Source organism: Pandoraea terrigena, assembly GCF_902459705.1.
In the GTDB taxonomy this organism is placed as follows: domain Bacteria; phylum Pseudomonadota; class Gammaproteobacteria; order Burkholderiales; family Burkholderiaceae; genus Pandoraea; species Pandoraea terrigena.
The window spans coordinates 109,862-131,243 of sequence record NZ_CABPRU010000004.1 but is presented as its reverse complement, the minus strand read 5'-3'; the positions used below and the strand labels follow the sequence as shown (position 1 = coordinate 131,243).

Below are 21,382 nucleotides of genomic sequence, written 5' to 3'. Positions count from 1 at the left end.
GGCTGAATCTGCCGACATCGATTTAGCGGCCATGATGCACCTCAGCTTGGGCGAGTTCAGCCAGGATACGAAGGGCTTCGCCGGTTACGTCGAGCGCGTCGAAGACGGTCGGAGCAATAGCGGCTTCGCGCAATGCTGCGCGGATGATTTCGATAGGGGATTGGGTTTGCTCAGGACGAGCGAGGGCTCTAGGCATTGCGGCCTCCTTTGTTTGGAAGAGAGGCCCGCCGTCCGACGCCAATCGGGGTGGGCGGGCACATGACAGGGTTGGCGTACCGGCAACAAAGGAAACCGGCGCATCCGAGGATGCCCCTGCCAAGGCCCGCCCGTTGATAGGGGCGCGTAAAGGCATGACGGACGAAAAAAATGCCGCAATGGGCGGCTGTCCGCCTTTGTTGTTCGAGACGCCAATCTCGGTCACCGTTGTTTCAGCGACGGCCCAAGAATAAAGCCGGTGGTTTACGAGCGTCAAGGGGTTTTTCATCAGACAACCCCCTTCGGATCGATAGCGCGGCCGGCGAGCATCAGGCCTTGAACGATCTCCATGATCTGGTCGGGGCGCAGCGTAACGCCGGCGCGGCCAGGCTTGAACTCACCGAGTTCGGTTGAGTACCAGGTGCGCAGGTCGATGAACGTGCGTCCGCGGTACTCACTAATGGTGATGCGCAAACGTTCGCTGTCGCTCTTGCGAATGTCGAGGAATGTGTTCTCGGAGGGCATTAGGCACCTCCAATGCGTTTGAGGACGACCTGAAACCCATCCTTGCCGAGACACCTATCAACCTTCCTCGCCAGTTCGAGTACCCGGTCGGACACTTCCCGGCGGGCTAGCATTGTCTCGAAGAGATCGCGGCTTTTGAAACCTCGCTCGGTGGCGACGGACAGAATTGCGTCGGCCAGCGCCGCCGCACGGCAGCGACCTTCGGGCGTGCTTTCTTCCGCCGGACCGTACATTGCGTCGGCCGCGACCAGCAACGTCCCACCTGCACTCATGAGGTATTCGTCGCCGTTTTTGACAAAAAGGTCGCTCATGCTGCATCTCCCACCAGGTCGATGAGCGGCATTTGCGGGCCGGTGATGCCCAGTGCTTCGCGGTGCTGTGCTATCTGCTCGAAGTCGCCTTGCGTGGACTTGCCCACCAGTAAGCGGCTAGCGAAGCCTGACGATTCCACCACTTGGGCACACGTCATCTCGCGAGCGTGAACGACGCCGGCAAACGTGTTGAGGGCCTCGTAAACTTTGCTGTACGAAAGGCGATGTCGGGCAACGATGGCGGCCGCTGCCGTTAGCAACATTTCCCGATCACAGGTGGTGCTGGGCTCAGAGGCTGCCTTGTCCCAGATCGTCAGGCCGCCTCGGAGAATGTGGTCGATCTGCTGATCGCACCAGACAGCAAAGCGCACGTCGCACCAACGTGCGAACGCCACTCCCAGTTTTGGATGCAACCAGGTGCCACCGTTGCGACCTTCCTGCGTTCGAACTAACTCCCTCACATCTGAGGAAGTTTCTGCTTCGACGAGCGCCGCCATGTACTCCTTCGTTTCGGCCAGGCGAAGCCAGTTGTCCACGCGCTTGTTGAAACGCTTTGCAGCCGCCGTCGCGTTGAACCACCCATCTCCCGTGAAGGTGACGGCGATGCCTTCATATTCAGCGGCGTAGATACTCCCCGCGCGCGTTGCGTGGTTCGGAGTGGCGGATGTAAACTGGCGCTGTTCGATGGCGCTCGATTCGGCTTTGCTGGGTCGGGCGTTTTTCTTTTGGTTCATGCTGCGACACCTCCGCCGAGGATCGCGCGCAGCTTGCCCACATTCCAGCGTGCAGCGCCGCCAATCTTGATGGGCTCGGGGAGTGCACCGCGCTTACTGCGCTCCCACACCGTAGAGATACTGCAACCGCACAGGGCAGCCACAGTCTTGACGTCGACGCCGGCCGCGTTTGGCAGGTCATCGAAGCATTTGAGGGTATTTTCTGTTTTCATACGCATCGACACGAAAGCGTCCGGGATTGGACGGGTCGATACGGATTTTTTGCCTCATCAGCTATTGGCAGAAGCCCTTGCGCGCGCAGACTGCCGCCGGTGCGCGCAGGAGGAGCACTCTACGCGCGGACGTTGCTCTGTGCGCGCTCAGTGTCTTGACAGACTCCAATATGTGACGTAGCGGCGGGCCGTCCGGAACACGACGGGGACAATTTTCGTGAGCCGTGCGGCGGCGTCATCCATGCTCTTGCACTCGTGGAAATGCTCGTCAAGCCAGTCGAGCGCTGATTGCTTTATGGCGCGATTCTCGCTGTTACGGGCAATGGCTGCATCCCGAGCTACGTCAGCGATACTCTTCGGTCGCTCGGTCCCACGTGCTCCTGTGCGCGAAAGGCCAATCGCAATGCCATGCCATAACGATGCGCGCTGAATCTCGTTAAAGGCCATATTCGTTGCGCCGGTACGGATGGCGGCAAGACTCGCCACGTAGGCATGTCCGTAGGCAATTCGAATCGGCGTGTCGATGAATGGCCACGCACCGAGAGTACGTTCGTCGGTATTGGCTGTCTCAATGTACGCTGCTTCCATTGCTTCTATATCGGGGTCTTCATAATCGAACATCCGATGAACGTCCTTCATGAAGTCATCAGAAGTCTTTCCGGGGGCGACGGAAAGCCACAGGTCTTCGAGATCACACATCAGCTCAAGCGCGCTCTCCTCTGCCGACCGAGCATTGCCGATCATCTCTTGATATTCGGCTTCGTAACGGGCCATTGCCACATCAGGTGGCTCGATTTTCCACTCGTCGGTCATTATTGCCTCGCAGTCTTGTTGATCGGTACAACGTCGCCGCATGCCGGTGGCGTGGCGATGAACGCCGCCCAGTCGGCCATCAAGCGCCGCCGTTTCTCCAGCACGTCGCCGCGCCAATATGCCGCCTCGGTAGCGTCACCCTTGATGTGGGCCAGCGCTACCTCAGCGAGCTCACGCGGGTAATTCGTGTACTCGCCCGCCCAGTCACGAAACGTCGATCTAAAGCCATGCGGAGTGGCGGCGAGATTCTGTCGGCGCATCAGTTCGAGCAATGCCATATCGCTGAGCACGCTACCACTGCGCGGGCTGGGAAACACGAGTTCCTGCCCTTCGGTGCGCTCGATCGCCTTCAGTAGCTCGACGGCCGGCGATGACAGCGGCACGCGGTGTTCCTTCTTCGCCTTCATTCGCTCCGCCGGAATCGACCAGATGCCGCGGTTCAGGTCAATCTCTGACCAACGCGCGCCACGCGCCTCGCCCGATCTGGCTGCCGTTAGAACTGTGAATTCGAGGCACCGTGCGCTCACGCCTTCCATGCCCCGCAGCGTTTGCATGAAGGCGTACATGTCCGTAATCGGGAGGGCAGGGTGGTTGCGTACTCGCTTCGTTTTCTTCGGGGCCGCCAGGATCTTGTCCAGATTGCCGCGCCACGCAGCGGGATTGACGCCCTCAGCACGGAAGCCCTTCACGCGGGCCCAGTCCAAAATAGCCTCAAGCCGGCCGCGCAAGCGCGATGCCGTCTCGGTCTTGGTCAGCCAGATAGGCTCAAGGATCTCGGTGATGTGGGTGCGTGTGATGTGGCCAACAAGTAGCGAGCCGATCTGCGGATACGCATACATGGCCAGCGTGTTTCGCCACTGGGCGCCGTGCTTGGTATTGCGCCACTCGGCCTCTTTGGACTTGATGAAGCGTTTCGCCGCGGCCTCGAAAGTGAGTTCCATTGCCTGGTCCGCTCGGAGCCGGCTGGCGGCTTCCTTGCGCGCCAGAACTGGATCGATGCCGGCGGCAATGTCATTGCGCGTCGTTCGCGCTTTCTCGTGGGCTTCTTTCAGTGTGACGCCGGGGTAAGCGCCCAATCCAATCTCACGACGACGTCCGCCGACGCTCACGCGGAGAATCCACGAACGTGAACCGGAGGGCGAAATTTGAAGTGCGAGCCCCGCGACTTTGCCGACCGCGTGCAGGCCAGGGGCGGTCAATTTTGAAACCGCAAGTGCGCCGAGCTCTTTGGAGCGTTTTGGCATTGTGGGAATCGAACTCCCCTCGGAAACCCGCGCCAGTGCTAGGGGTCTAGTTTCTGGCGGACGAAATTCGCACGATCGGGTGGAGGCGTTCTTGACCCACCATCCAACCCACCAAAAAAATCACGATTTATTCGGATTATATCAGACGAGATCGGACGGTTTGATTTTGATGAAATCGCCGGAAACCCTTTCTGCTACTGGGTTTTCGCGATTGCTTCGGACTGTTTCGGATTATTCAAAACTGATGATCTGGCGGAGGCGGTGAGATTCGAACTCACGGAAGGGTTACCCCTTCGCTGGTTTTCAAGACCAGTCCATTAAACCACTCTGGCACGCCTCCGAGGCGTTGCGCACGACTGGGTGTCGTGGCATGCGATGTCGTCTTGGGCGACGACTTGGGATGCATGCGGTCCGGGAGAATCGGCGTCGGAACCCCGGCGCAGACCGGTACCGCACGGCAGCCGGCATTATACCCGCTCATCCCGCCGTGTGAAGCCTTCATTCCACCCAATTCACCTCACACCCCGCCCAAACGCTCACGCTTTCCCCCATCCCCCTTGTTTTGTGCCCGTCCCGCATGCATCATGCCTGAAGACGTATGGTGAGCGCCCCGCGCGTCACCGTGCGAGGCCTGACATGACCCGGAGACACCTCATGGATGCCGACACCTCCCGCGACTGCGCCCAAGAGACGTCAAATGACGCCAGCGGCGAGCGCGTGACCGACACCCCGACGCCCAACGCCTTCACCTGGCAGATTCCCACCCTGTTCAACATCGGCGTCGACGTTTGCGACAAGTGGGCCGATGGCACCAACCGGCTCGCCCTCATCCACGAAAGCGCCGACGGCTCAAACGTGCGACTCACGTTCGATGTCCTGAAACAACTCTCGAACCAGCTCGCCAACGAATGGCGCGCCCACGGCGTCAAGGCCGGCGACCGCATCGGTATCTTCCTGCCACAATCGCCCGCCACGCTCGTCGCCCACGTCGCCGCCTACAAACTCGGCGCGATCGCCGTCCCGCTCTTCACGCTCTTCGGCCCCGAGGCGCTCGCCTATCGCCTCCAAAACTCCGGCGCCGCCGTGCTCGTCACCGACCTCGCGAGCGTCGCGAAGATCGACGATATTCGCGCCGAACTCCCCGACCTGCGCCTTGTATATGTCGTCCACGACGACCTGCCCGAAGCCCATCATCACGTCGCCGACGATCAGGACTGGGGCGTCGCCGAAGACGGCCTGCTCGCGCTCTGGCCCGCCATCGCTTCGCGTGATACGCATTTCGAACCCGTCAAGACCCGCGCCGACGCCCCCGCGCTCATCATCTACACGTCTGGCACCACCGGCAAACCCAAGGGCGCACTGCACGCGCACCGGGTGCTGCTCGGCCACCTGCCCGGCGTGGAGACGTCGCACAATGGCTTTCCGCAAGACGGCGACCTGATCTGGACACCCGCCGACTGGGCCTGGATCGGCGGACTGCTTGACGTTCTGCTGCCCGCGCTGCACCACGGCGTGCCCGTGCTCTCGCGACGCTTCGAGAAATTCGATCCCGTCGCCGCATTCGACCTGATGGCTCGACACGGCGTGCGCAACACTTTCCTGCCGCCCACCGCGCTCAAGATGCTGCGCACCGTTGCATCGCCACGCGAACACTGGCCGTTGCAACTTCGCTCGGTCGCCAGCGGCGGTGAGTCGCTCGGCCCCGAACTGCTGGCCTGGGGGCGCGAGCACCTCGGCGTCGACATCAACGAGTTCTACGGGCAGACGGAGTGCAATATGGTCGTCTCGTCTTGCGCCACGGAATTTCCGGCGCTGCCCGGCGCCATCGGACGCGCCGTTCGTGGTCATGGCGTGACCATCGTCGACGACGAAGGCACGCCGCTCCCGGTGGGTGCCGTCGGCAACATCGCCATCGCAAGACCCAACCCGGTCATGTTCCTCGGTTACTGGCATAACCCCGACGCCACGATGGAGAAGTATCGCGGCGACTTCCTGCTTACGGGGGACTCGGGATTCGTCGACGCGCAGGGGTACATCACGTTCACCGGGCGCTCGGACGATGTGATTACCAGTGCCGGCTACCGCATCGGCCCCGGGCCTATCGAAGACTGCTTGATCCGACATCCGTCGGTGCAGTTCGCCGCCGTCATCGGTGAGCCGGATGACCTCCGCACGGAAATCGTGAAGGCCTTCGTGGTGCTGCGCGAAGGGTACGCGCCGTCCGACGCGCTGGCCAAGGAAATCCAGGATTTCGTCAAAACCCGACTCGCCGCGCACGAGTACCCGCGCAAGGTCGTGTTCTTGCCGGAATTGCCGATGACCGTCACCGGCAAGATCATCCGCAAGGCGCTGCGTGAAATGGGCACGGTGCTGGGGTAACGCGGCGGCGTCAGGTCGTCACTTTGCGTCGCGCTCGAGAAACATTCCCTGAAGGTCGTTGAGAAAGCGCTGCCCCAATTCGGTCGGCGCAATGCGCTGCGGATCGTCGACGAGCAACCCCTTCTCGACACCCGCCGCCAACGCCTTGGCAAGCCGTGCCATCGGCAACCCGGTGCGATCGGCGAACAGCTCGCTCTTCACGCCTTCGGTCAGCCGCAAGGCGTTCAGCATGAACTCGAACGGCAAATCGCGCGCCTCGACCTCGTGTTCCTCCTGAACCGCGTTGCCCGCCGCGGCCGCTTCCATGAAGCGCTGCGGATGCTTGTGCCGCACCTGCCGCAGCACCCGGTGAGGGAACGAAATCTTGCTGTGCGCGCCCGCGCCGATCCCCAGATAGTCGCCAAACTCCCAGTAATTCATGTTGTGCTTGGCTCGACGGTGCGGCTGCGCATAAGCCGACACCTCGTAGTGTCCATACCCCGCCAGCGCGGTGCGCTCGGCAATCCAGTCCTGCATGTCGGCTGCGGTGTCGTCGTCGGGCACGGTGGGCGGATATTTGTGGAACTGCGTGTTCGGCTCAAGCGTGAGGTGGTACAGCGACAAGTGCGGCGGTGCGAACGACAGCGCCGTCTCGACATCGTGCTGACACTGCGCCAAGGTCTGGTTCGGCAACGCGAACATCAGATCGAGGTTGAAGTTGTCGAAGTTCGCCTGGGCAATCTCGATGGCATGACGCGCTTCGTCACCATCGTGAATGCGTCCGAGGGCCTTCAGATGCGCGCTGTTGAAGCTCTGGATGCCGATCGACAACCGATTGATGCCGCTCGCGCGGAAGCTACGGAACTTGTCCGCCTCGAACGTGCCGGGGTTCGCTTCCATGGTGATTTCGGCGTCGGCGTCGAGCGGCAGCAGCGCACGCAAATCCGAGAGCAGACGGTCCAGGCCACCGGCCGACAACAAGCTTGGCGTGCCGCCTCCGATGAACACGGTGTGCACGGGGCGCCCCCACACCAGCGGCAACGCCTGCTCCAGGTCGTGGCGCAAGGCGTCGAGATAGGCCTGCTCGGGGAACGCTTGCGCGCCGCCGTCGCCCCGCCACTCGTGCGAGTTGAAATCGCAATACGGGCACTTGCGCACGCACCACGGAAAGTGAACGTACAACGACATCGGCGGCAGCGCCGGCAAGCTGATCTTGCCGGGCCGCAGGAAGTTCTGCACGGGCATCTCGGATTGACTCATGCCGTTCACGCCTCCCGGCCCAGCTTTTCCAACAGCACGCGCAGCGCGCGCGCCCGATGGCTGTGCGCATTCTTCACGGCGGGATCGAGTTCGGCCGCGGTCTGATTCAACGCTCGGATGAGGAAGTGCGGATCGTAGCCAAAGCCATGCGCGCCGCGTGGTGTGTCGACGATCTCGCCATCCCAACGTCCTTCGGCAATGATCGGCTGCGGATCTTCGGCGTGACGCACCAGCGCGAGCGCGGCGAAGTAGTAGGCGTTGCGATAGCCTGGGGTGTCGGCGTGCCGCGCGAGTTGCTCGATCAAGTGACGGTTGTTCGCGGCATCCGATTTCTCGCGTCCGGCGCGTGCCGCGTAGCGCGCGGAATACACGCCCGGCGCGCCGCCGAGGACCGGCACGCACAGGCCAGAGTCGTCCGCCAGCGCCGGCAGCCCCGTCGCGGCCGACGCGTGACGCGCCTTCGCCAGGGCGTTCTCGATGAAGGTCACGTGGGGCTCGTCCGCTTCGGACACGCCAAGCATCCCCTGCGGCACCAGCTCGATGCCGAGCGGCTCGAACAACGACGCGAACTCGCGCAGCTTGCCCGGGTTGTTTGATGCCAGCACGATCTTCTGCATGGCCATCCTCAGACTCCGAGCGCGCGCTTCTGGGCGTCGATCAACTGACGAATGCCGGCGTCGGCCAGATCGAGCAGCACGTTGCTTTGCGTCCGCGTGAACGGCGCGCCCTCGGCCGTGCCCTGGATTTCCACGAAACCGCCTTCGCTCGTCATGATGACGTTCATGTCCGTGTCGCACGCGGAATCTTCGACGTAGTTCAGATCGAGCACCGGGGTGCCCTGATACAGCCCGACGGAGACAGCGGCAACGTGCGCGCGAATGGGAGACGTTTGAAGTTTGCCTTCGGCGAGCAGCTTCGAGACCGCATCGTGGGCGGCGACGAACGCACCGGTAATCGAGGCGCAACGCGTGCCGCCGTCAGCCTGGATGACGTCGCAATCGATCTGGATTGTGCGCGGGCCGAACGCTTCGAGGTCGAACACGGCGCGCAGTGAGCGGCCGATCAGGCGCTGGATTTCCTGCGTGCGTCCGCTTTGCTTGCCGCGGGCCGCCTCACGATCGCTCCGGGTGTGCGTGGCGCGCGGCAGCATGCCGTACTCGGCCGTCAGCCAACCCTGGCCGGAATCGCGCAGGAAGCCCGGGACCTTCTCTTCCACGCTGGCGGTGCAGATGACCTTGGTGTCGCCACATTCGATCAGCACCGAACCTTCGGCGTAGCGGGTGTATTGGCGGGTGATGCGCACGGGGCGCAGTGCGTCGTGCGCACGGCCGTCCGGGCGGGGAATTTGCGTCATGAGTGAATGTCCTGCAAGGTGAGTTTGTGCGGCAATACCCGAATGGTATCGCTAAACGCCGCAGGCCTGGCGGCGCCGCACGGCGTCGCCAGGCCGATTCGGGAGCGCAGTGCCGGAAAATGCGATAATCGCAATTCATCCATGCATGCGAATCCGGTATGCATCGCCTTGCGATAAAACCGTCACGAGGCTGTGGTACCGGTCACCCCGATGAAAGACAACAATATTTTCAGTATGACCGGCTACGCCAGCGTCACGCGCGACATTGCGCATGCCGATGGCGCCGCGGGCGCGAGCGTGTCGGTCGAATTGCGCACGGTCAATTCGCGCTTCCTCGATCTGGCATTCCGCATGCCCGAAGAGGCGCGGGCCTGCGAACCGGTGCTGCGCGAAGCGCTCACCGGCAAGCTCTCGCGCGGCAAGGTCGACATCCGCATCAACGTGCAGCGACCCGAGAGCGGCACGAACGGTGCCCTCAATCTGGATGCCGTCAACCAGCTCGCCGCGCTTGAACAGCAAGTGCTCGCGTGTTTCCCCGACGCCGAGCGCATGCGCACCGGTGAGATCCTGCGTTGGCCGGGCGTGCTCGGCGAAGCGTCGGTGACGGCCGACGCGCTGCGTGATGCCGTGATCGACGCCGGACGTGCGGCGATCAGCGACCTCGTCGATGTGCGCAAGCGCGAGGGCGCGCAACTCAAGGCAAGTCTCATCGAGCGCATCGAGTATATGGAGAAGATCCTCACGGGCCTGCAGCCGATGGTGCCGGAGCTGATCTCGCGTCATCAACAGAAGATCGTCGATCGGCTGATGGAGGCGCTGGGTCTCGTGGTACCGGAAGGGACGGCCGCGCCCAGCAAGGACGAAATCGCCGAGCGCATTCGCCAGGAAGTGACGATTTATGGCGTGCGCATCGACGTCGCGGAAGAACTCACGCGACTCGACGCCCACCTGAAGGAAACCCGCCATATCCTCGACAAGGGGGGGCTGGTGGGCAAACGGCTGGACTTCATGATGCAGGAGCTCAATCGCGAAGCGAACACGCTCGGCTCGAAGGCCGCCTCGAAGGAACTCGCCGATGCCTCGATGGCGCTCAAGCTGTACATCGAGCAGATGCGAGAGCAAGTGCAGAATCTGGAGTAAGTCGCATGTCCGTGCCATCGCAAATCCCGCAAGCTACCCTGCACGCCGAGTATCCCGGCAATCTGTTCATGGTGGTCGCCCCCTCGGGGGCGGGCAAGTCCACGCTCGTCAACGCATTGCTCGCGCAGGACGCCGACATTTGCCTGTCGATCTCCAGCACCACGCGTGCGCCGCGTCCGAACGAAGAGGAGGGCGTGCATTACCACTTCATTTCGGTCGAGCAGTTTCTGGCGAGCCGGAAGAACGGCGAGTTCCTGGAAAGCGCCGAAGTGCACGGCAACTATTACGGTACGTCGCGCGTGTGGATCGAAGACCAGATGCGCGAAGGCCGTGACGTATTGCTGGAAATCGACTGGCAGGGCGCACAGCAGGTGCGCAAGCGCTTCTCGAACGCTGTCGGGATCTTCATCTTGCCGCCGTCCATCGCGGCGCTCGAAGAGCGTCTGAAGAAGCGCGGAACGGACGAGCCCAACGTCATCGCACGTCGCCTGTTGGCAGCCGGTGGCGAGATCGCCCACGCGCCTGACGCGGATTTCATCATCATCAACGACGAATTCCAGCGCGCGCTCGATCAACTCCAATCCGTGTTCACCGCTGTGCGTTTGCGCTTCGCCTCGCAGTATGCGCGGCACAGAACCTTGTTCACCGACCTGGACATCCACTCGCCGAACGATCACGCCTGACACCCTCGCAATCCCCGGTCGCACTTGCGTTTTGCGCGAGCGTGCCTCGGCTGCGATAGAATACGCTTCATATCAAGAAGGAAACTCCTTATGGCCCGAATTACCGTTGAAGACTGCCTGAAACGCATCCCCAATCGCTTTGAGCTGGCGCTCGCCGCGACTTATCGCGCCCGCCAACTGGCGCAAGGCCACACGCCGAAGCTCGAGAACAACAAAGACAAGCCGACCGTCATCGCGCTGCGCGAAATCGCAGCGGGTCAGGTGGGTGTCGAGATGCTCAAGAAAGTGCCGCTCTGATCGGGAGGCAGCACTGATGCGATGTGACGTTCCGGGCCGCTCGACAATGCAGGTACACGTATGAGTCATGCGAAATCACCGGTCGCGTCCATCGCTGCGGATGAACCCAAAGCGGGGGAACCCAAGCCCGAGCGCAAAAAGAAAAAGGGCGAGAGCGCCACGCGACAGTACATAGACGCGCTGCTGGAGCAGTCGTATCGGCACCTGTTCGGTCCGACGGCGACGCCCGAGCAGCCGCGCAAGCATGAGGTCGTTTCGATCGCCCGTCTGAAGGGCATGCTTGGGGAATACCTCAAGGAAAACGATCTCGCGCAAATCAAGGAAGCCTTCCAGTTCAGCGATGAGTCCCACCTGGGCCAGTATCGCCAGAGCGGACAACCCTACATAACCCATCCCGTCGCTGTTGCCGAGATCTGTGCCGAGTGGAAGCTCGACGCGCAATCGATCATGGCCGCCTTGTTGCACGACGTGATGGAAGACCAGGGCGTGACCAAGGCTGAACTCGCCGAGCGATTCGGCCCGAAGGTCGCGGAACTGGTCGACGGCCTGTCGAAACTCGACAAGATGGAGTTTCGCAGCCGCGAAGAGGCGCAGGCCGAGAGCTTTCGCAAGATGCTCCTGGCGATGGCACGCGACGTTCGCGTCATTCTCGTCAAGCTCGCCGACCGGCTGCACAACATGCGCACGCTGGGCGTCACGTCGACGGAGAAGCAACGCCGCGTGGCGCGCGAGACGCTCGACATCTACGCGCCCATCGCCCACCGCCTGGGCCTGAACAATACCTACCGCGAGCTGCAGGATCTGAGCTTCGCGAATTACCATCCGCGTCGCTACGCCGTGCTCGACAAGGCCGTGAAGGCCGCGCGCGGCAACCGGCGCGAAGTGGTCGGCAGGATTCTCGACGCCGTCGAGAAGGCGCTCACGGAGGGCGGGGTGAGTGCCGACGTCTTCGGCCGCGAGAAAACGCTCTTCAGCATCTACAACAAGATGCAGGAGAAGCAACTGTCGTTCTCGCAGGTGCTCGACGTGTACGGCTTCCGTGTCGTCGTCGAGTCCAATGCGCAGTGTTATCTGGCGCTCGGCGTGTTGCACGCGCTCTACAAGCCGGTGCCGGGCAAGTTCAAGGACTACATTGCGATCCCGAAGGTCAACGGCTACCAGTCGCTGCATACGACGCTCGTCGGCCCCTTCGGTACCCCGATCGAATTCCAGATCCGCACGCGCCGCATGCATGAAATTGCGGAAGCGGGCGTGGCCGCGCACTGGCTGTACAAAAACGGTGGCGCGGACATGAACGATGTGCAGAAGCACGCGCATCAGTGGCTGCAATCGCTGCTCGACATCCAGAGCGAGACCGGCGATTCGACCGAATTCCTCGAACACGTCAAGATCGACCTGTTCCCCGACGCCGTCTATGTCTTCACCCCGAAGGCGCGCATCATGGCACTGCCGCGCGGTGCCACGGCGCTCGACTTCGCCTATTCGGTCCACAGCGACCTGGGCAACCAGTGTGTCGCCGTCAAGATCAACAACGAACTGCTGCCACTGCGCACCGAACTGAAGAACGGCGATATCGTGGAAGTCATCACGGCGCCGTATTCGAAGCCAAACCCGGTCTGGCTCGGCTTCGTGCGCACGGGCAAGGCGCGCTCGGCGATTCGTCACTACCTCAAGACGATGCGCTTTGCCGAATCGGTGCAACTGGGCGAGCGGCTGGTGGAGCAAGCGCTCAAGGGCTACGGCCTGACGATGAGCGAAATCTCGCCGGAGATCTGGGACAAGCTCGCACAGTGGACGGGCAACAAGGACCAGGAGGACATCTTTGCCGACATCGGCCTGGGGCGCCGTGTCGCGGCGGTCATGGCCAAGCGCCTCGCCGTGCTCTCGTCGGGCAAGGAAAGCGAGAACGATACCGATAGCCCGGACGATTCGGATTCTCCGCGTATGGGCGACGAGACGGTCGGGCCGCCAGTGCTCATCACCGGCACGGAAGGCATGTCGGTGCAGTTCTCGGCGTGCTGCCGCCCCATTCCCGGCGACGCGATCATGGGGTATATCGGCATCGGGATGGGCATGGCGATCCATACGACCGATTGCCCGGTCGCGCACCGTATCCACCGCAAGGACCGGACCCGCTGGATCGACGTGGCCTGGGCGGCGCAGCCGGGACGTCTGTTCGACGTGGGCATCAAGGTGCTCGTGCGTCACAACCGCGGCGTGTTTTCGCGGGTGGCGGCCGACATTACGGCGTCGGACGCGAACATCGTGCACATCGGCATGGATGAGGTGGTGCCGGACGAGTCGGCAACGCTACGATTCCTCATCCAGGTGAGCGACCGCGTACATCTGGCGAACGTCATGCGTCGCATTCGCGTGAATCCGGATGTGATGCGCGTGGCGCGCGAGCGACCGAGCGAGCGCCACCAGGAAGCACTGAACGCCAGTCACGCCATGCGCATCACGCGCGAGCGCGGCGACTATTGACACGCGCGCCGGCGCCCCCGTTTGACGGGCGTGCGCCGACAACGTCTGCCCGAATTCCCTTATTCGCTAGCCTTCCGACGGCGGATAGCGCACGTCCAGGATCTCGATCTGTTCCAGCCCGGCGGGGGTGCGCAGCGGCACTGTGTCGCCAACTTTCGCTTTCGTGATCGCGCGGGCCATCGGCGAAATCCAGCTCACATGCCCCCGATCGAGATCGACCTCGTCAATGCCGACGATCATGATCGTGTGTTCGTTGCCCTTGCCGTCGGCATAGGTCACTTCGGCGCCGAAAAACACCTGATCGACGTTCTCCTGACGACGCGTGTCGACCACCTCGGCGTTGTCGAGGCGTCGCGTGAGAAAGCGGATGCGCCGGTCGATCTCGCGCAAGCGTCGCTTGCCGTAGATGTAATCGCCGTTCTCCGAGCGGTCGCCGTTGGACGCCGCCCACGACACGATCTTCACGACCTCAGGGCGTTGATTGTCGAGGAGGTCGAGCAACTCGTCCTTCAGGCGCCGATAGCCCGTCGGCGTAATGTAGTTCTTGGTACCCGCGGGAATTTCCGGGGTGCCGGCGTCGAGATCGTCATCGTCGTCGCCGCTGTCTTCCTTGACGAAGGCCTTGTTCATAAGTCGATGCACACGACGCGCGTGTGCATATAGCGTTTCGGGATCCCTGCATTATAGGAGCGATGCGCGTCGCACATGCGTGCAGGCGCGATAAGCCGCTCGGCAATCATGCTCAGGTGTCATGGAGTGTGTCCGCAATGTCCTCTACAATCACTTCACATTCGCCCCATCGCCCATCCGAACGCAGGAGAGCCGCACCATGACCGAATCCACGAGTCCCTTCCTCGCCGTGCTCGCGCCGCATCTGAGCGACATCGGCGCCTTCACCGTGCAGCGCAGCCTGCCCAGCCTGCCGTTCAAGACGGTCGGGCCGTTCATCTTCTTCGACCACATGGGGCCGGCCACGCTGTCGCCGGGGCAGGGCATGGACGTTCGTCCGCATCCGCACATCGGCCTGGCGACCGTCACCTACCTGTTCGACGGCGAGATCTGGCATCGCGACAGTCTTGGTAGCGATCAGCGCATCACGCCGGGCGCAGTCAACTGGATGACGGCAGGGCGTGGCATCGTTCACTCCGAACGTACACCGCATGACGTGCGCGAGCGTGGCGGCGACGTGCACGGGATTCAGACGTGGGTGGCGCTGCCGCAGGCCGACGAAGAGACCGAGCCGACGTTTGCCCATCACGCGGCCTCGTCGCTGCCGGATATCTTCCTGCCCGGCGTGCATATGCGTCTGATTCTCGGCGAGGCGTTTGGCAAGAAAGCACCGGTGAAGGTGTTTTCGCCGATCTTCTATCTGGCCGTCGATATGGCGCCGGGCGCAGCATTCGTACTGCCGCCCGAGTATGCGGAGCGCGCCGTCTATACCGTGCAGGGCGAAGTGACGGTCAACGACGAGGTGCTGCTGGAGCACCGCATGGGCGTGCTCGCGCCGGGCGCGGACATGCGCATCGTGGCGGGCGACACACCGGCGCGGCTGATGCTGCTGGGCGGTGCGCCCCTCGACGGCGACCGCTTCATCTTCTGGAACTTCGTGTCATCGAGCCGTGAGCGCATCGAACAGGCCAAGGCGGCCTGGACGGCCCAGCAGATGGGCACCGTGCCTGGTGAGGCGGAGTGGATTCCACTGCCGGCGCGCAAGCCGTCGGCGAGTTGAGCGTCGCCTGGGCGTGTCGGCGCCGGTTGCCGAAGCGATCGGCAGCGGGCGTTTTTTCTGCCAGCAGCTCAGGCTGACGGCCGATGCCTCATGGTCCATCTTACGCACTGAGCACGATCACCGAGCATCGGCGCTCTTCCAGCAGACGGTGAGAGACGGCGCCGAAGTTAAGGCGGTCACCGAAACGCGGCTGCACGCCAAGTACCAGCAGATTGTGTTTGCCGTGATGGATCTGATACAGCACGGCTTCGTCGACCTTGCCGCCGGCGAGCAGACGGGTGCGCAGCTTCACGCCGTTGCGCTCGGCCAGCGCATGCAGGTTGTCCAACATGGCCGCTTCAGCGGCGTCGGGCCGCAGCACCCGCGGGCGCCAGCGCCGGTGCAGCATGCCGGGCGCGACGCGCGCGGAGACGTGGAGTGCCGTGACGGGCGCGTTCGCTGCGCGCGCCAGCGTGATCGCGAGTTCGGCCGCATGCCGCGAATAGTCGGTGCCGGACACCGGCACGAGAATGCTGAGCGGCGCGTCGGGCTGGCGTGCATGCTCGCCGTGGGCCAGCACGATGCCGATGGCACCGTCGAACGCTTTGGTGAGCGGCAGCACGCCTGTAGGCAAGGGCAGCGGCGGGACGTCGGAATCCGATTCCTCGCCCGGGACATCGAATCCGGCAATCACGAAGCCGTAGCCCTTGGCGAGTTCGTCGGAAATGCGATTGGCTTCGTTGCTGCGACCGGGGTGCGACGCTTCCTGCTCGCGCGCTGCGTCCGATGGATCGCTTGCGACGAAATCGCCCGCCTCGGTCGCGTCGCTTACGTGTTTGTCGTCGTAGGCTTCCCCCACCGGTGCGTGCTTCGGGGCACTGTTGTTCGGCCTGTCGGCCGATGCCGCCTTGTTGGCGTTCGCCTTGATGGGGCCATGCGGCAATTCCGGCGTCTTCTGCGGCGCCTTGCCGCTTCGCTCGCGCAGCACCAAGCGCGCGGCCTCGCGAGCCTTGTCAGCCCCTGAATCGTCCGCCACCCCCGGTGTGCCAGGGGCGCGTGGCGCCGCCAGCGTGGCGGCGGCGAGCGCGATCTCGTAGGCGTCGCGCCCGTCGCCGTCGTGGTCAAGGGCTTCATGCGCCGCCTTGGCCTTGCCACCGCGTTTGCCCGGGGCTTGGTTGGTCTCGCTGGCGTCACGCGCCTTGTTGTCGCCGTCCGCTCGGGCAGGCGAGGGCGCGAGCACGGTCGTCAGCGTGCCGCGCACGCCAGCCGTCAGTCCCGCGATCCATGCGGCGAAGCGCCCGTTGGCGCTGCCGTCCACCGCGGCCAGAATCCGCTCGACGTTCGGCAGGAAGTCCTTCGCCTCGGCGGCTTCCTTCTGGAGCCGCGCCTTCTCCTGCGCCGAGAGTGGAATGCGCACGAGTGCCCGCCGCAGCACGGGCGGCATGATGAGTGTGGTGATCAGCGCCATGATGACGATCATCGTGAACAGATCCCTGCTGAGCACGCCGAGCGAGAGCCCGATGCTCGCCACGATGATCTCCGTCGAGCCGCGCGCGTTCATGCCGGTCGCGAGCGCCAGCGCTTCGGCCGACGACATGCCGCCGAGGCGTGCACCGAGGAAGCCGCCAGTGAATTTGCCTATGCTCGCGATCAGGATCAATCCGGCGACCAGCCCGAGCATGCGCCGGTCGAGCAGGATCGTCAGATCCACGGACAGGCCGGCCACGCCGAAAAACACCGGCGCGAAGAGCGCGACGATCAGCCCGCGTAGCTGTGCCTCGATCTGCTCGGTGAGAATCGGCGACTGCCCGATCATGACGCCGGCCATGAACGCGCCCAGCGCGGTATGCACGCCGAGCCGGTCGGTGGCGAGCGCCAGCACGAACGTGATGACGAGAATCGCGCTGAGCGCGGGCATCTCGGCGGTGAAGTGGTCGTTGGTCCAGCGAATCGCGACGGCCACGGCACGTTTGCCCACGGTGAAGCACAGCACGATGAACAGTAACGTGCCGCCCAGGCTGATCGACAGATGGCCAAGATCGATCGAACCGCTCGCTCCAAGGCCGGCGATGGCAGCGATGATGATCCAGCCGGTGGTGTCGTCTAGGATGGCGGCCGCGAGGATGATCTGGCCGATGTTGCGGCGCAGATAGTCGACTTCGCGAATGACCATCGCCACGACTTTAACGGACGAGATCGACAGCGCAGTGCCGAGGAAGAGGGCGGTGACGAGTCTGGTCTCGGGATGCGGCAGGAGATCGCCGGGCAGATACCAGCCAAGCGCGACGCCGCAGGCGAACGGGATCACCATGCCGCCCGCCGACGCGAAGATCGCCATTCGCTTCATGCGGCGAACGAGACCCAGATCGGTTTCCAGCCCGGTAGACAGCAGCAGGAGCAGCACGCCCAGCTCGGCGACTGCGTCGAGCATCCTTTTCTGCGCTTCGGTATCGGGGAAGATGGCGTGTTGCCAAGCGGGCATCAGGGCGCCGAAGACGGAGGGGCCGAGCAGCACGCCGGCCAGCAACTGGCCCATGACCGCCGGCTGGCGCAGGCGCTGCATTACCTCGCCGAGCAAACGGCCGACCAGAACCAGCAGGAGCAGTTGCGTGAAGAAGATTGCCGTGCCATGGCCTGCGTGCATGTGCCCCCCTGCATACCGTCAGACGGGGGGGAGCGGCGCGTGACCCAGTCGGGAACCCGCGGCGCTCAAGCGCGTCCGTACCGATTTGCCCAGTTTTGCGATTACCATGCTTACCATGCATCTCGCCGGCGGCCGTATTCGATGAGTAACAGCCGCCGTCCACGCAATTTACCACGCTCGATAGGACCTATGATCGATACCCATCTCGCCAGTTTCGATGCAGACGTGCTGGCCGTCTCGCATCAAGTGCCAGTGCTCGCCGATTTCTGGGCGCCGTGGTGCGGCCCATGCAACGTGCTTGGACCGTTGCTCGAAAAACTCGAAGCCGAAGCGCAGGGGCGCATTCGTCTCGTGAAAATCAATGCCGACGAGAACGCGCAGCTTTGTGCGGAATATGGCGTGCGCAGCCTGCCGACGGTGGTCGCATTCGTCGACGGCGAGCCGGTCGACCAGTTCGTGGGGGCGTTGTCCGAAGGACAGTTGCGCGCCTTCATCGACCGGATCATGCCGAATCCGGCGGAGATGGCTCGCCGCGTGGCGCACGACGCGTTGATGGCGGGCAAGCCGGACGTCGCGCGTGACGCGTTGCAGGCGGCGCTGGCGCTGGACCCCGCGCATGACGATGTGCGTCTCGATCTGGCCGACGTAATGCTCGGCATGGGCGAGGTTGACGGCGCGCGGGCGGAACTGGCGCTGCTGTCGCCGCGAACGGCGGCCAGTGGCGACGCGCGCATCGCCGCGTTGAACACACGCATTGCCGCGGCCGAGCAGGCGAGTCATCTGCCGCCCGCGCAGGCGCTGCTCGCGCGCGTACACGCGGAGCCCGCCAATTTGCAGGCACGGCTCGATCTTGCCAACCGCTATCTTGCGGATCGCGACTACGCGCCGGCGTTGCAGACGCTGCTCGATATCGTGCAGCGCGACCGCACGTTCGGCGACGATGCCGCGCGCAAGTCGATGCTGGCCATCTTCGACGCGCTCTCTGAGACGGATCCGGCCACCGTGGCGGCGTGGCGACGCAAGCTGAGCGCGGCGCTCAATTGAGCCTGCTTTGTCGACCTTTTTCTCCGCACGCATGATGAACGCTCCCTCACTGATTACTTTCGCTCCCGCTCAGGCGGGTGAAGCCGTCTTCGACCATCCCGCGCAAGCGCGCCGTGTGCGCGGCAATCCGCAACGTGTGACGCGCCCGTTCTACACGGACGCGCTCGGCGAGTTCGATTGCGGGGAGTGGACGTGCGAACCCGGCGCGTGGCGCATTGCCTTTGGTCCGCATCGTCAGGAATATTTTTCGGTCATCGAGGGGCGCATTTGCATCACCGACCTTGAGGGCAACGCGTCGGCGTTCGGGCCAGGCGACGCCGGTGTGATTCCGGCGGGCTTCGAGGGGGTGTTCGAGGTCATCGAACCGGTGCGCAAGCATTTCGTGATGTTCGAGCGCAAGGCGCAATCATGACGCGCCTCGTTTTCTTCTGCGGCCACGCCGGGGCGGGCAAGACGACGTTGGCGAAGCGTCTGATAGGCCCGTTGATTGCGCGCAGCGGGGGCGCGTTCTGCCTGCTGGATAAGGACACGCTCTACGGTGCTTACAGCGCGGCGGTCATGCGCGCGTTGACGGGCAATCCGAACGACCGCGACAGCCCGCTGTATTTGCAGACGTTGCGCGACCCGGAGTACGCGGGACTGTTGGACACGGCACGCGAAAACCTGCGCCTGGGGGTGAATGTGCTGGTGGTCGGGCCGCTCTCGCGCGAGCTGCGCGAAGGGCGCCTGTTCGATCGCGCGTGGCTCGGGGTCGATGACGACGTGAGTGTACACGTGGTCTGGGTCGATCTCGACGAGGCCAACGCGAAGGCGCGTATCGTGAGCCGCGGCAATCCGAACGACGCCTACAAGCTCGCGCATTGGGATGAATACCGGTTGCGCCGGTTCTCGCCATCCGCCGCGGCGTTCCCAGATCTGGTGCGCTACGACAATACCGCGCCGACGGCGGAAGACGACGAGCGTCTGCTGCAAACGTTGCTCGCGCATAGGTGCTGACGGTCGATCTACGTTCCTAGGGAATTGTCCGAAAAGAGGTTTGTGGCGGGTCGATCGATGTGCGGCGTTGCTAAGGTACGGACACCTTTCTCCCTGTCCCGGCGTCGACCATGTCCCTGCCTACTTGTCGGTTGTCATCGTCCGTGGCCTGTGTCGCAGGCTTCCTGCGTCCATGCTTGCGTCGTGTGTTGACAGTGGCGGCTGGGCTAGCGCTCGTCATTCCGGCGGTGGCACCCGCTGGCCAGCCGCCGGTGCCCGGACTACCTCGGGTGAACACGGCGGCGATCCCGTGGTCAATGGCGGACGCCGCGGTGGCGTTGGGCGACGACACCGCCGCGCGTTCCGACGCTTCCCCGACGATGGCGCGCATTCGCGAGCGCGGACGCATCGTGCTGGGCTATCGGCAAACGGCGGTCCCATTCTCGTATGTGGATGCGAAGGATCGGCCGATGGGGCTGGCGTGGGCGCTGTGCCAACGCGTTGTGCAAGCGTTGCAACGCGAGATGGAGATGCCGGACCTGCGCAGCACCCCGGTGCGCATGATCGAGCAGATGCGCGGGCCGCTGATCAAGGGGGAAGCCATCGACATCGATTGCGCGCCGTCGACGGTCACGGTGGCGCGCGAACAGCAAGTGGCCTTCAGCCTGCCGTATTACGCCGCTAGCGTGCGCCTCATGGTTCGGCACGGCGCCGGGATTCATTCGATCAACGATATGCGAGGGCTGCGACTCGCCGTGGTGCAAGGCACGACCGCCGAGCGGCTCGTGCGTGCCCAACACGCACGGGCAGGCTTCCAGCTCCTGATGGCGCGCGACTACGACGACGCATTTCGTATGCTCCGTGAGCGCCGTGCGCAAGCGCTCGCGCTCGACGACGTTCTGCTCGAAGGCTTGCGCGCTACCAGCAAGTCGCCGAACGCCTTCCGGATCGTCGGACCGCCGCTGGGGACAGAGCCCGAGTACTACGCACTCGCCCTGCCCAAGGACGACCCGGCGTTCAAGGCGCGCGTTGATGCCGCACTCGCCGAGATCTTCCGCAACGGGGATATGCTTCAACTGCAACGCGAGTCGTTTCAGGCTGCCGTGCCGCCTTTCGGGCACAGGCTCCGCATCGTGCCGTCGCCCGACATGCTCGCGCTTTGGGCCGCCGGTGCACGCTACGGGTCAGCCGCCGATAACAACACGCCCCCCTAACGCCCATTCCAATCCGCCGGAGCAAGACGCCTCCGCGGTTCCTCGCTCCGCGCGACGTTGAGTCGATGATGACGCTGGAATCCGGACGGGAGGTTTCGTTGCTGCCCCCCACTGAACCGGAAGCCCGCCGATAGCGATATCGGCGGGCTTCTTCGCGTCGAGGCCCCCTCGTTTTTATACGTTGTTT

22 protein-coding genes and 1 tRNA gene are annotated in these 21,382 nt (G+C 63.7%); 10 read left to right on the top strand and 13 right to left on the bottom strand.

All coding sequences use genetic code 11. From position 1 onward, the window contains the following. Window positions 1–22: 22 nt before the first annotated feature. The 8 genes from PTE31013_RS25070 to PTE31013_RS10725 all read right to left on the bottom strand — a co-directional run bounded on the left by PTE31013_RS25070 (window position 23) and on the right by PTE31013_RS10725 (window position 4,374). Window positions 23–484 carry an ash family protein gene (locus PTE31013_RS25070; RefSeq protein ID WP_246174338.1) on the bottom strand — a complete coding sequence of 154 codons (462 nt, stop codon included), beginning with the start codon at window positions 482–484 and terminating at the stop codon, window positions 23–25. Further along, window positions 484–720, bottom strand: a complete 237-nt coding sequence (locus PTE31013_RS10755; protein ID WP_150612801.1) for a transcriptional coactivator p15/PC4 family protein — start codon at window positions 718–720, stop codon at window positions 484–486. The genes PTE31013_RS25070 and PTE31013_RS10755 overlap by 1 nt, the downstream gene beginning before the upstream one ends. Then, window positions 720–1,031, bottom strand: coding sequence for a hypothetical protein (locus PTE31013_RS10750; RefSeq protein ID WP_150612800.1), 312 nt, complete (start codon window positions 1,029–1,031; stop codon window positions 720–722). Before PTE31013_RS10750 ends, PTE31013_RS10755 begins: the two co-directional genes overlap by 1 nt. Continuing rightward, window positions 1,028–1,765, bottom strand: coding sequence for a KilA-N domain-containing protein (locus tag PTE31013_RS10745; RefSeq protein ID WP_150612799.1), 738 nt, complete (start codon window positions 1,763–1,765; stop codon window positions 1,028–1,030). Before PTE31013_RS10745 ends, PTE31013_RS10750 begins: the two co-directional genes overlap by 4 nt. Then, window positions 1,762–1,977 carry a helix-turn-helix transcriptional regulator gene (locus PTE31013_RS10740; RefSeq protein WP_150612798.1) on the bottom strand — a complete coding sequence of 72 codons (216 nt, stop codon included), beginning with the start codon at window positions 1,975–1,977 and terminating at the stop codon, window positions 1,762–1,764. Before PTE31013_RS10740 ends, PTE31013_RS10745 begins: the two co-directional genes overlap by 4 nt. Before the next feature lie 147 nt (window positions 1,978–2,124). Next, complete coding sequence (locus PTE31013_RS10735) at window positions 2,125–2,790, bottom strand: hypothetical protein (RefSeq protein ID WP_150612797.1); 666 nt, start codon at window positions 2,788–2,790, stop codon at window positions 2,125–2,127. After that, window positions 2,790–4,034 carry a tyrosine-type recombinase/integrase gene (locus PTE31013_RS10730; protein ID WP_150612796.1) on the bottom strand — a complete coding sequence of 415 codons (1,245 nt, stop codon included), beginning with the start codon at window positions 4,032–4,034 and terminating at the stop codon, window positions 2,790–2,792. Before PTE31013_RS10730 ends, PTE31013_RS10735 begins: the two co-directional genes overlap by 1 nt. A gap of 250 nt (window positions 4,035–4,284) precedes the next feature. Further along, window positions 4,285–4,374, bottom strand: a tRNA-Ser gene (locus tag PTE31013_RS10725). 314 nt (window positions 4,375–4,688) lie between these two features. On the opposite strand from PTE31013_RS10725, the gene PTE31013_RS10720 reads away from it, so the two are divergent. Next, a complete protein-coding gene (locus tag PTE31013_RS10720) occupies window positions 4,689–6,413 on the top strand; it encodes an acyl-CoA synthetase (protein ID WP_150612795.1) in 1,725 nt (574 codons plus the stop codon). A gap of 18 nt (window positions 6,414–6,431) precedes the next feature. On the opposite strand, the gene hemW is transcribed toward PTE31013_RS10720, so the two are convergent. From hemW to rph, 3 genes are read right to left on the bottom strand one after another with little or no spacing between them, the layout of a single operon-like run. Next, window positions 6,432–7,652: a radical SAM family heme chaperone HemW gene (gene hemW, locus PTE31013_RS10715; protein WP_150612794.1), complete on the bottom strand. Its 1,221-nt coding sequence runs from the start codon at window positions 7,650–7,652 to the stop codon at window positions 6,432–6,434. Window positions 7,653–7,657: 5 nt separating this feature from the next. Further along, window positions 7,658–8,275 (bottom strand): RdgB/HAM1 family non-canonical purine NTP pyrophosphatase, encoded by a 618-nt coding sequence (gene rdgB / locus PTE31013_RS10710; protein WP_150612793.1) that lies wholly within the window; start codon window positions 8,273–8,275, stop codon window positions 7,658–7,660. Between the two features lie 2 nt (window positions 8,276–8,277). Next, the gene (rph, locus tag PTE31013_RS10705) at window positions 8,278–9,006 is read right to left on the bottom strand and encodes a ribonuclease PH (RefSeq protein ID WP_150612792.1); all 729 of its coding nucleotides are present in this window, start codon (window positions 9,004–9,006) and stop codon (window positions 8,278–8,280) included. Between the two features lie 210 nt (window positions 9,007–9,216). Here rph and PTE31013_RS10700 point away from each other — a divergent pair, with 210 nt between their 5' ends. The 4 genes from PTE31013_RS10700 (at window position 9,217) to PTE31013_RS10685 (ending at window position 13,610) form a co-directional block, all read left to right on the top strand. Further along, complete coding sequence (locus PTE31013_RS10700) at window positions 9,217–10,146, top strand: YicC/YloC family endoribonuclease (protein ID WP_174978515.1); 930 nt, start codon at window positions 9,217–9,219, stop codon at window positions 10,144–10,146. 5 nt (window positions 10,147–10,151) lie between these two features. Next, on the top strand, window positions 10,152–10,829 hold the full coding sequence (gmk, locus tag PTE31013_RS10695; RefSeq protein ID WP_150612791.1) for a guanylate kinase: 678 nt from the start codon (window positions 10,152–10,154) through the stop codon (window positions 10,827–10,829). 90 nt (window positions 10,830–10,919) lie between these two features. Continuing rightward, complete coding sequence (gene rpoZ / locus PTE31013_RS10690) at window positions 10,920–11,126, top strand: DNA-directed RNA polymerase subunit omega (RefSeq protein WP_150612790.1); 207 nt, start codon at window positions 10,920–10,922, stop codon at window positions 11,124–11,126. Between the two features lie 60 nt (window positions 11,127–11,186). Next, window positions 11,187–13,610, top strand: coding sequence for a RelA/SpoT family protein (locus tag PTE31013_RS10685; RefSeq protein WP_150612789.1), 2,424 nt, complete (start codon window positions 11,187–11,189; stop codon window positions 13,608–13,610). Window positions 13,611–13,676: 66 nt separating this feature from the next. Here PTE31013_RS10685 and greB read toward each other — a convergent pair whose 3' ends face one another. Next, the gene (gene greB / locus PTE31013_RS10680; RefSeq protein ID WP_150612788.1) at window positions 13,677–14,240 is read right to left on the bottom strand and encodes a transcription elongation factor GreB; all 564 of its coding nucleotides are present in this window, start codon (window positions 14,238–14,240) and stop codon (window positions 13,677–13,679) included. A 199-nt stretch (window positions 14,241–14,439) separates the two neighbouring features. Between greB and PTE31013_RS10675 the strand changes: the two genes are divergently transcribed. After that, a complete protein-coding gene (locus PTE31013_RS10675; protein WP_150612787.1) occupies window positions 14,440–15,339 on the top strand; it encodes a pirin family protein in 900 nt (299 codons plus the stop codon). Between the two features lie 100 nt (window positions 15,340–15,439). On the opposite strand, the gene PTE31013_RS24785 is transcribed toward PTE31013_RS10675, so the two are convergent. After that, window positions 15,440–17,962: a cation:proton antiporter domain-containing protein gene (locus PTE31013_RS24785; protein WP_174978514.1), complete on the bottom strand. Its 2,523-nt coding sequence runs from the start codon at window positions 17,960–17,962 to the stop codon at window positions 15,440–15,442. 192 nt (window positions 17,963–18,154) lie between these two features. Between PTE31013_RS24785 and trxA the strand changes: the two genes are divergently transcribed. The 4 genes from trxA (at window position 18,155) to PTE31013_RS10650 (ending at window position 21,195) form a co-directional block, all read left to right on the top strand. Further along, window positions 18,155–19,006, top strand: coding sequence for a thioredoxin (gene trxA / locus PTE31013_RS10665; protein ID WP_150613031.1), 852 nt, complete (start codon window positions 18,155–18,157; stop codon window positions 19,004–19,006). 34 nt (window positions 19,007–19,040) lie between these two features. Beyond that, window positions 19,041–19,418: a cupin domain-containing protein gene (locus PTE31013_RS10660; RefSeq protein ID WP_150613030.1), complete on the top strand. Its 378-nt coding sequence runs from the start codon at window positions 19,041–19,043 to the stop codon at window positions 19,416–19,418. Beyond that, the gene (locus PTE31013_RS10655) at window positions 19,415–20,002 is read left to right on the top strand and encodes a P-loop nucleotide/nucleoside kinase family protein (RefSeq protein ID WP_150612786.1); all 588 of its coding nucleotides are present in this window, start codon (window positions 19,415–19,417) and stop codon (window positions 20,000–20,002) included. Before PTE31013_RS10660 ends, PTE31013_RS10655 begins: the two co-directional genes overlap by 4 nt. Window positions 20,003–20,112: 110 nt before the next feature. Beyond that, window positions 20,113–21,195, top strand: a complete 1,083-nt coding sequence (locus PTE31013_RS10650; protein ID WP_150612785.1) for an amino acid ABC transporter substrate-binding protein — start codon at window positions 20,113–20,115, stop codon at window positions 21,193–21,195. Window positions 21,196–21,382 lie beyond the last annotated feature (187 nt).

Bases quoted from the DNA above. Each gene is read 5' to 3' on its own strand.
- PTE31013_RS25070 (WP_246174338.1), bottom strand. From the start codon at position 484: ATGAAAAACCCCTTGACGCTCGTAAACCACCGGCTTTATTCTTGGGCC.
- PTE31013_RS10755 (WP_150612801.1), bottom strand. From the start codon at position 720: ATGCCCTCCGAGAACACATTCCTCGACATTCGCAAGAGCGACAGCGAA.
- PTE31013_RS10750 (WP_150612800.1), bottom strand. From the start codon at position 1,031: ATGAGCGACCTTTTTGTCAAAAACGGCGACGAATACCTCATGAGTGCA.
- PTE31013_RS10745 (WP_150612799.1), bottom strand. From the start codon at position 1,765: ATGAACCAAAAGAAAAACGCCCGACCCAGCAAAGCCGAATCGAGCGCC.
- PTE31013_RS10740 (WP_150612798.1), bottom strand. From the start codon at position 1,977: ATGAAAACAGAAAATACCCTCAAATGCTTCGATGACCTGCCAAACGCG.
- PTE31013_RS10735 (WP_150612797.1), bottom strand. From the start codon at position 2,790: ATGACCGACGAGTGGAAAATCGAGCCACCTGATGTGGCAATGGCCCGT.
- PTE31013_RS10730 (WP_150612796.1), bottom strand. From the start codon at position 4,034: ATGCCAAAACGCTCCAAAGAGCTCGGCGCACTTGCGGTTTCAAAATTG.
- PTE31013_RS10720 (WP_150612795.1), top strand. From the start codon at position 4,689: ATGGATGCCGACACCTCCCGCGACTGCGCCCAAGAGACGTCAAATGAC.
- hemW (WP_150612794.1), bottom strand. From the start codon at position 7,652: ATGAGTCAATCCGAGATGCCCGTGCAGAACTTCCTGCGGCCCGGCAAG.
- rdgB (WP_150612793.1), bottom strand. From the start codon at position 8,275: ATGGCCATGCAGAAGATCGTGCTGGCATCAAACAACCCGGGCAAGCTG.
- rph (WP_150612792.1), bottom strand. From the start codon at position 9,006: ATGACGCAAATTCCCCGCCCGGACGGCCGTGCGCACGACGCACTGCGC.
- PTE31013_RS10700 (WP_174978515.1), top strand. From the start codon at position 9,217: ATGAAAGACAACAATATTTTCAGTATGACCGGCTACGCCAGCGTCACG.
- gmk (WP_150612791.1), top strand. From the start codon at position 10,152: ATGTCCGTGCCATCGCAAATCCCGCAAGCTACCCTGCACGCCGAGTAT.
- rpoZ (WP_150612790.1), top strand. From the start codon at position 10,920: ATGGCCCGAATTACCGTTGAAGACTGCCTGAAACGCATCCCCAATCGC.
- PTE31013_RS10685 (WP_150612789.1), top strand. From the start codon at position 11,187: ATGAGTCATGCGAAATCACCGGTCGCGTCCATCGCTGCGGATGAACCC.
- greB (WP_150612788.1), bottom strand. From the start codon at position 14,240: ATGAACAAGGCCTTCGTCAAGGAAGACAGCGGCGACGACGATGACGAT.
- PTE31013_RS10675 (WP_150612787.1), top strand. From the start codon at position 14,440: ATGACCGAATCCACGAGTCCCTTCCTCGCCGTGCTCGCGCCGCATCTG.
- PTE31013_RS24785 (WP_174978514.1), bottom strand. From the start codon at position 17,962: ATGCACGCAGGCCATGGCACGGCAATCTTCTTCACGCAACTGCTCCTG.
- PTE31013_RS10660 (WP_150613030.1), top strand. From the start codon at position 19,041: ATGAACGCTCCCTCACTGATTACTTTCGCTCCCGCTCAGGCGGGTGAA.
- PTE31013_RS10655 (WP_150612786.1), top strand. From the start codon at position 19,415: ATGACGCGCCTCGTTTTCTTCTGCGGCCACGCCGGGGCGGGCAAGACG.
- PTE31013_RS10650 (WP_150612785.1), top strand. From the start codon at position 20,113: ATGTCCCTGCCTACTTGTCGGTTGTCATCGTCCGTGGCCTGTGTCGCA.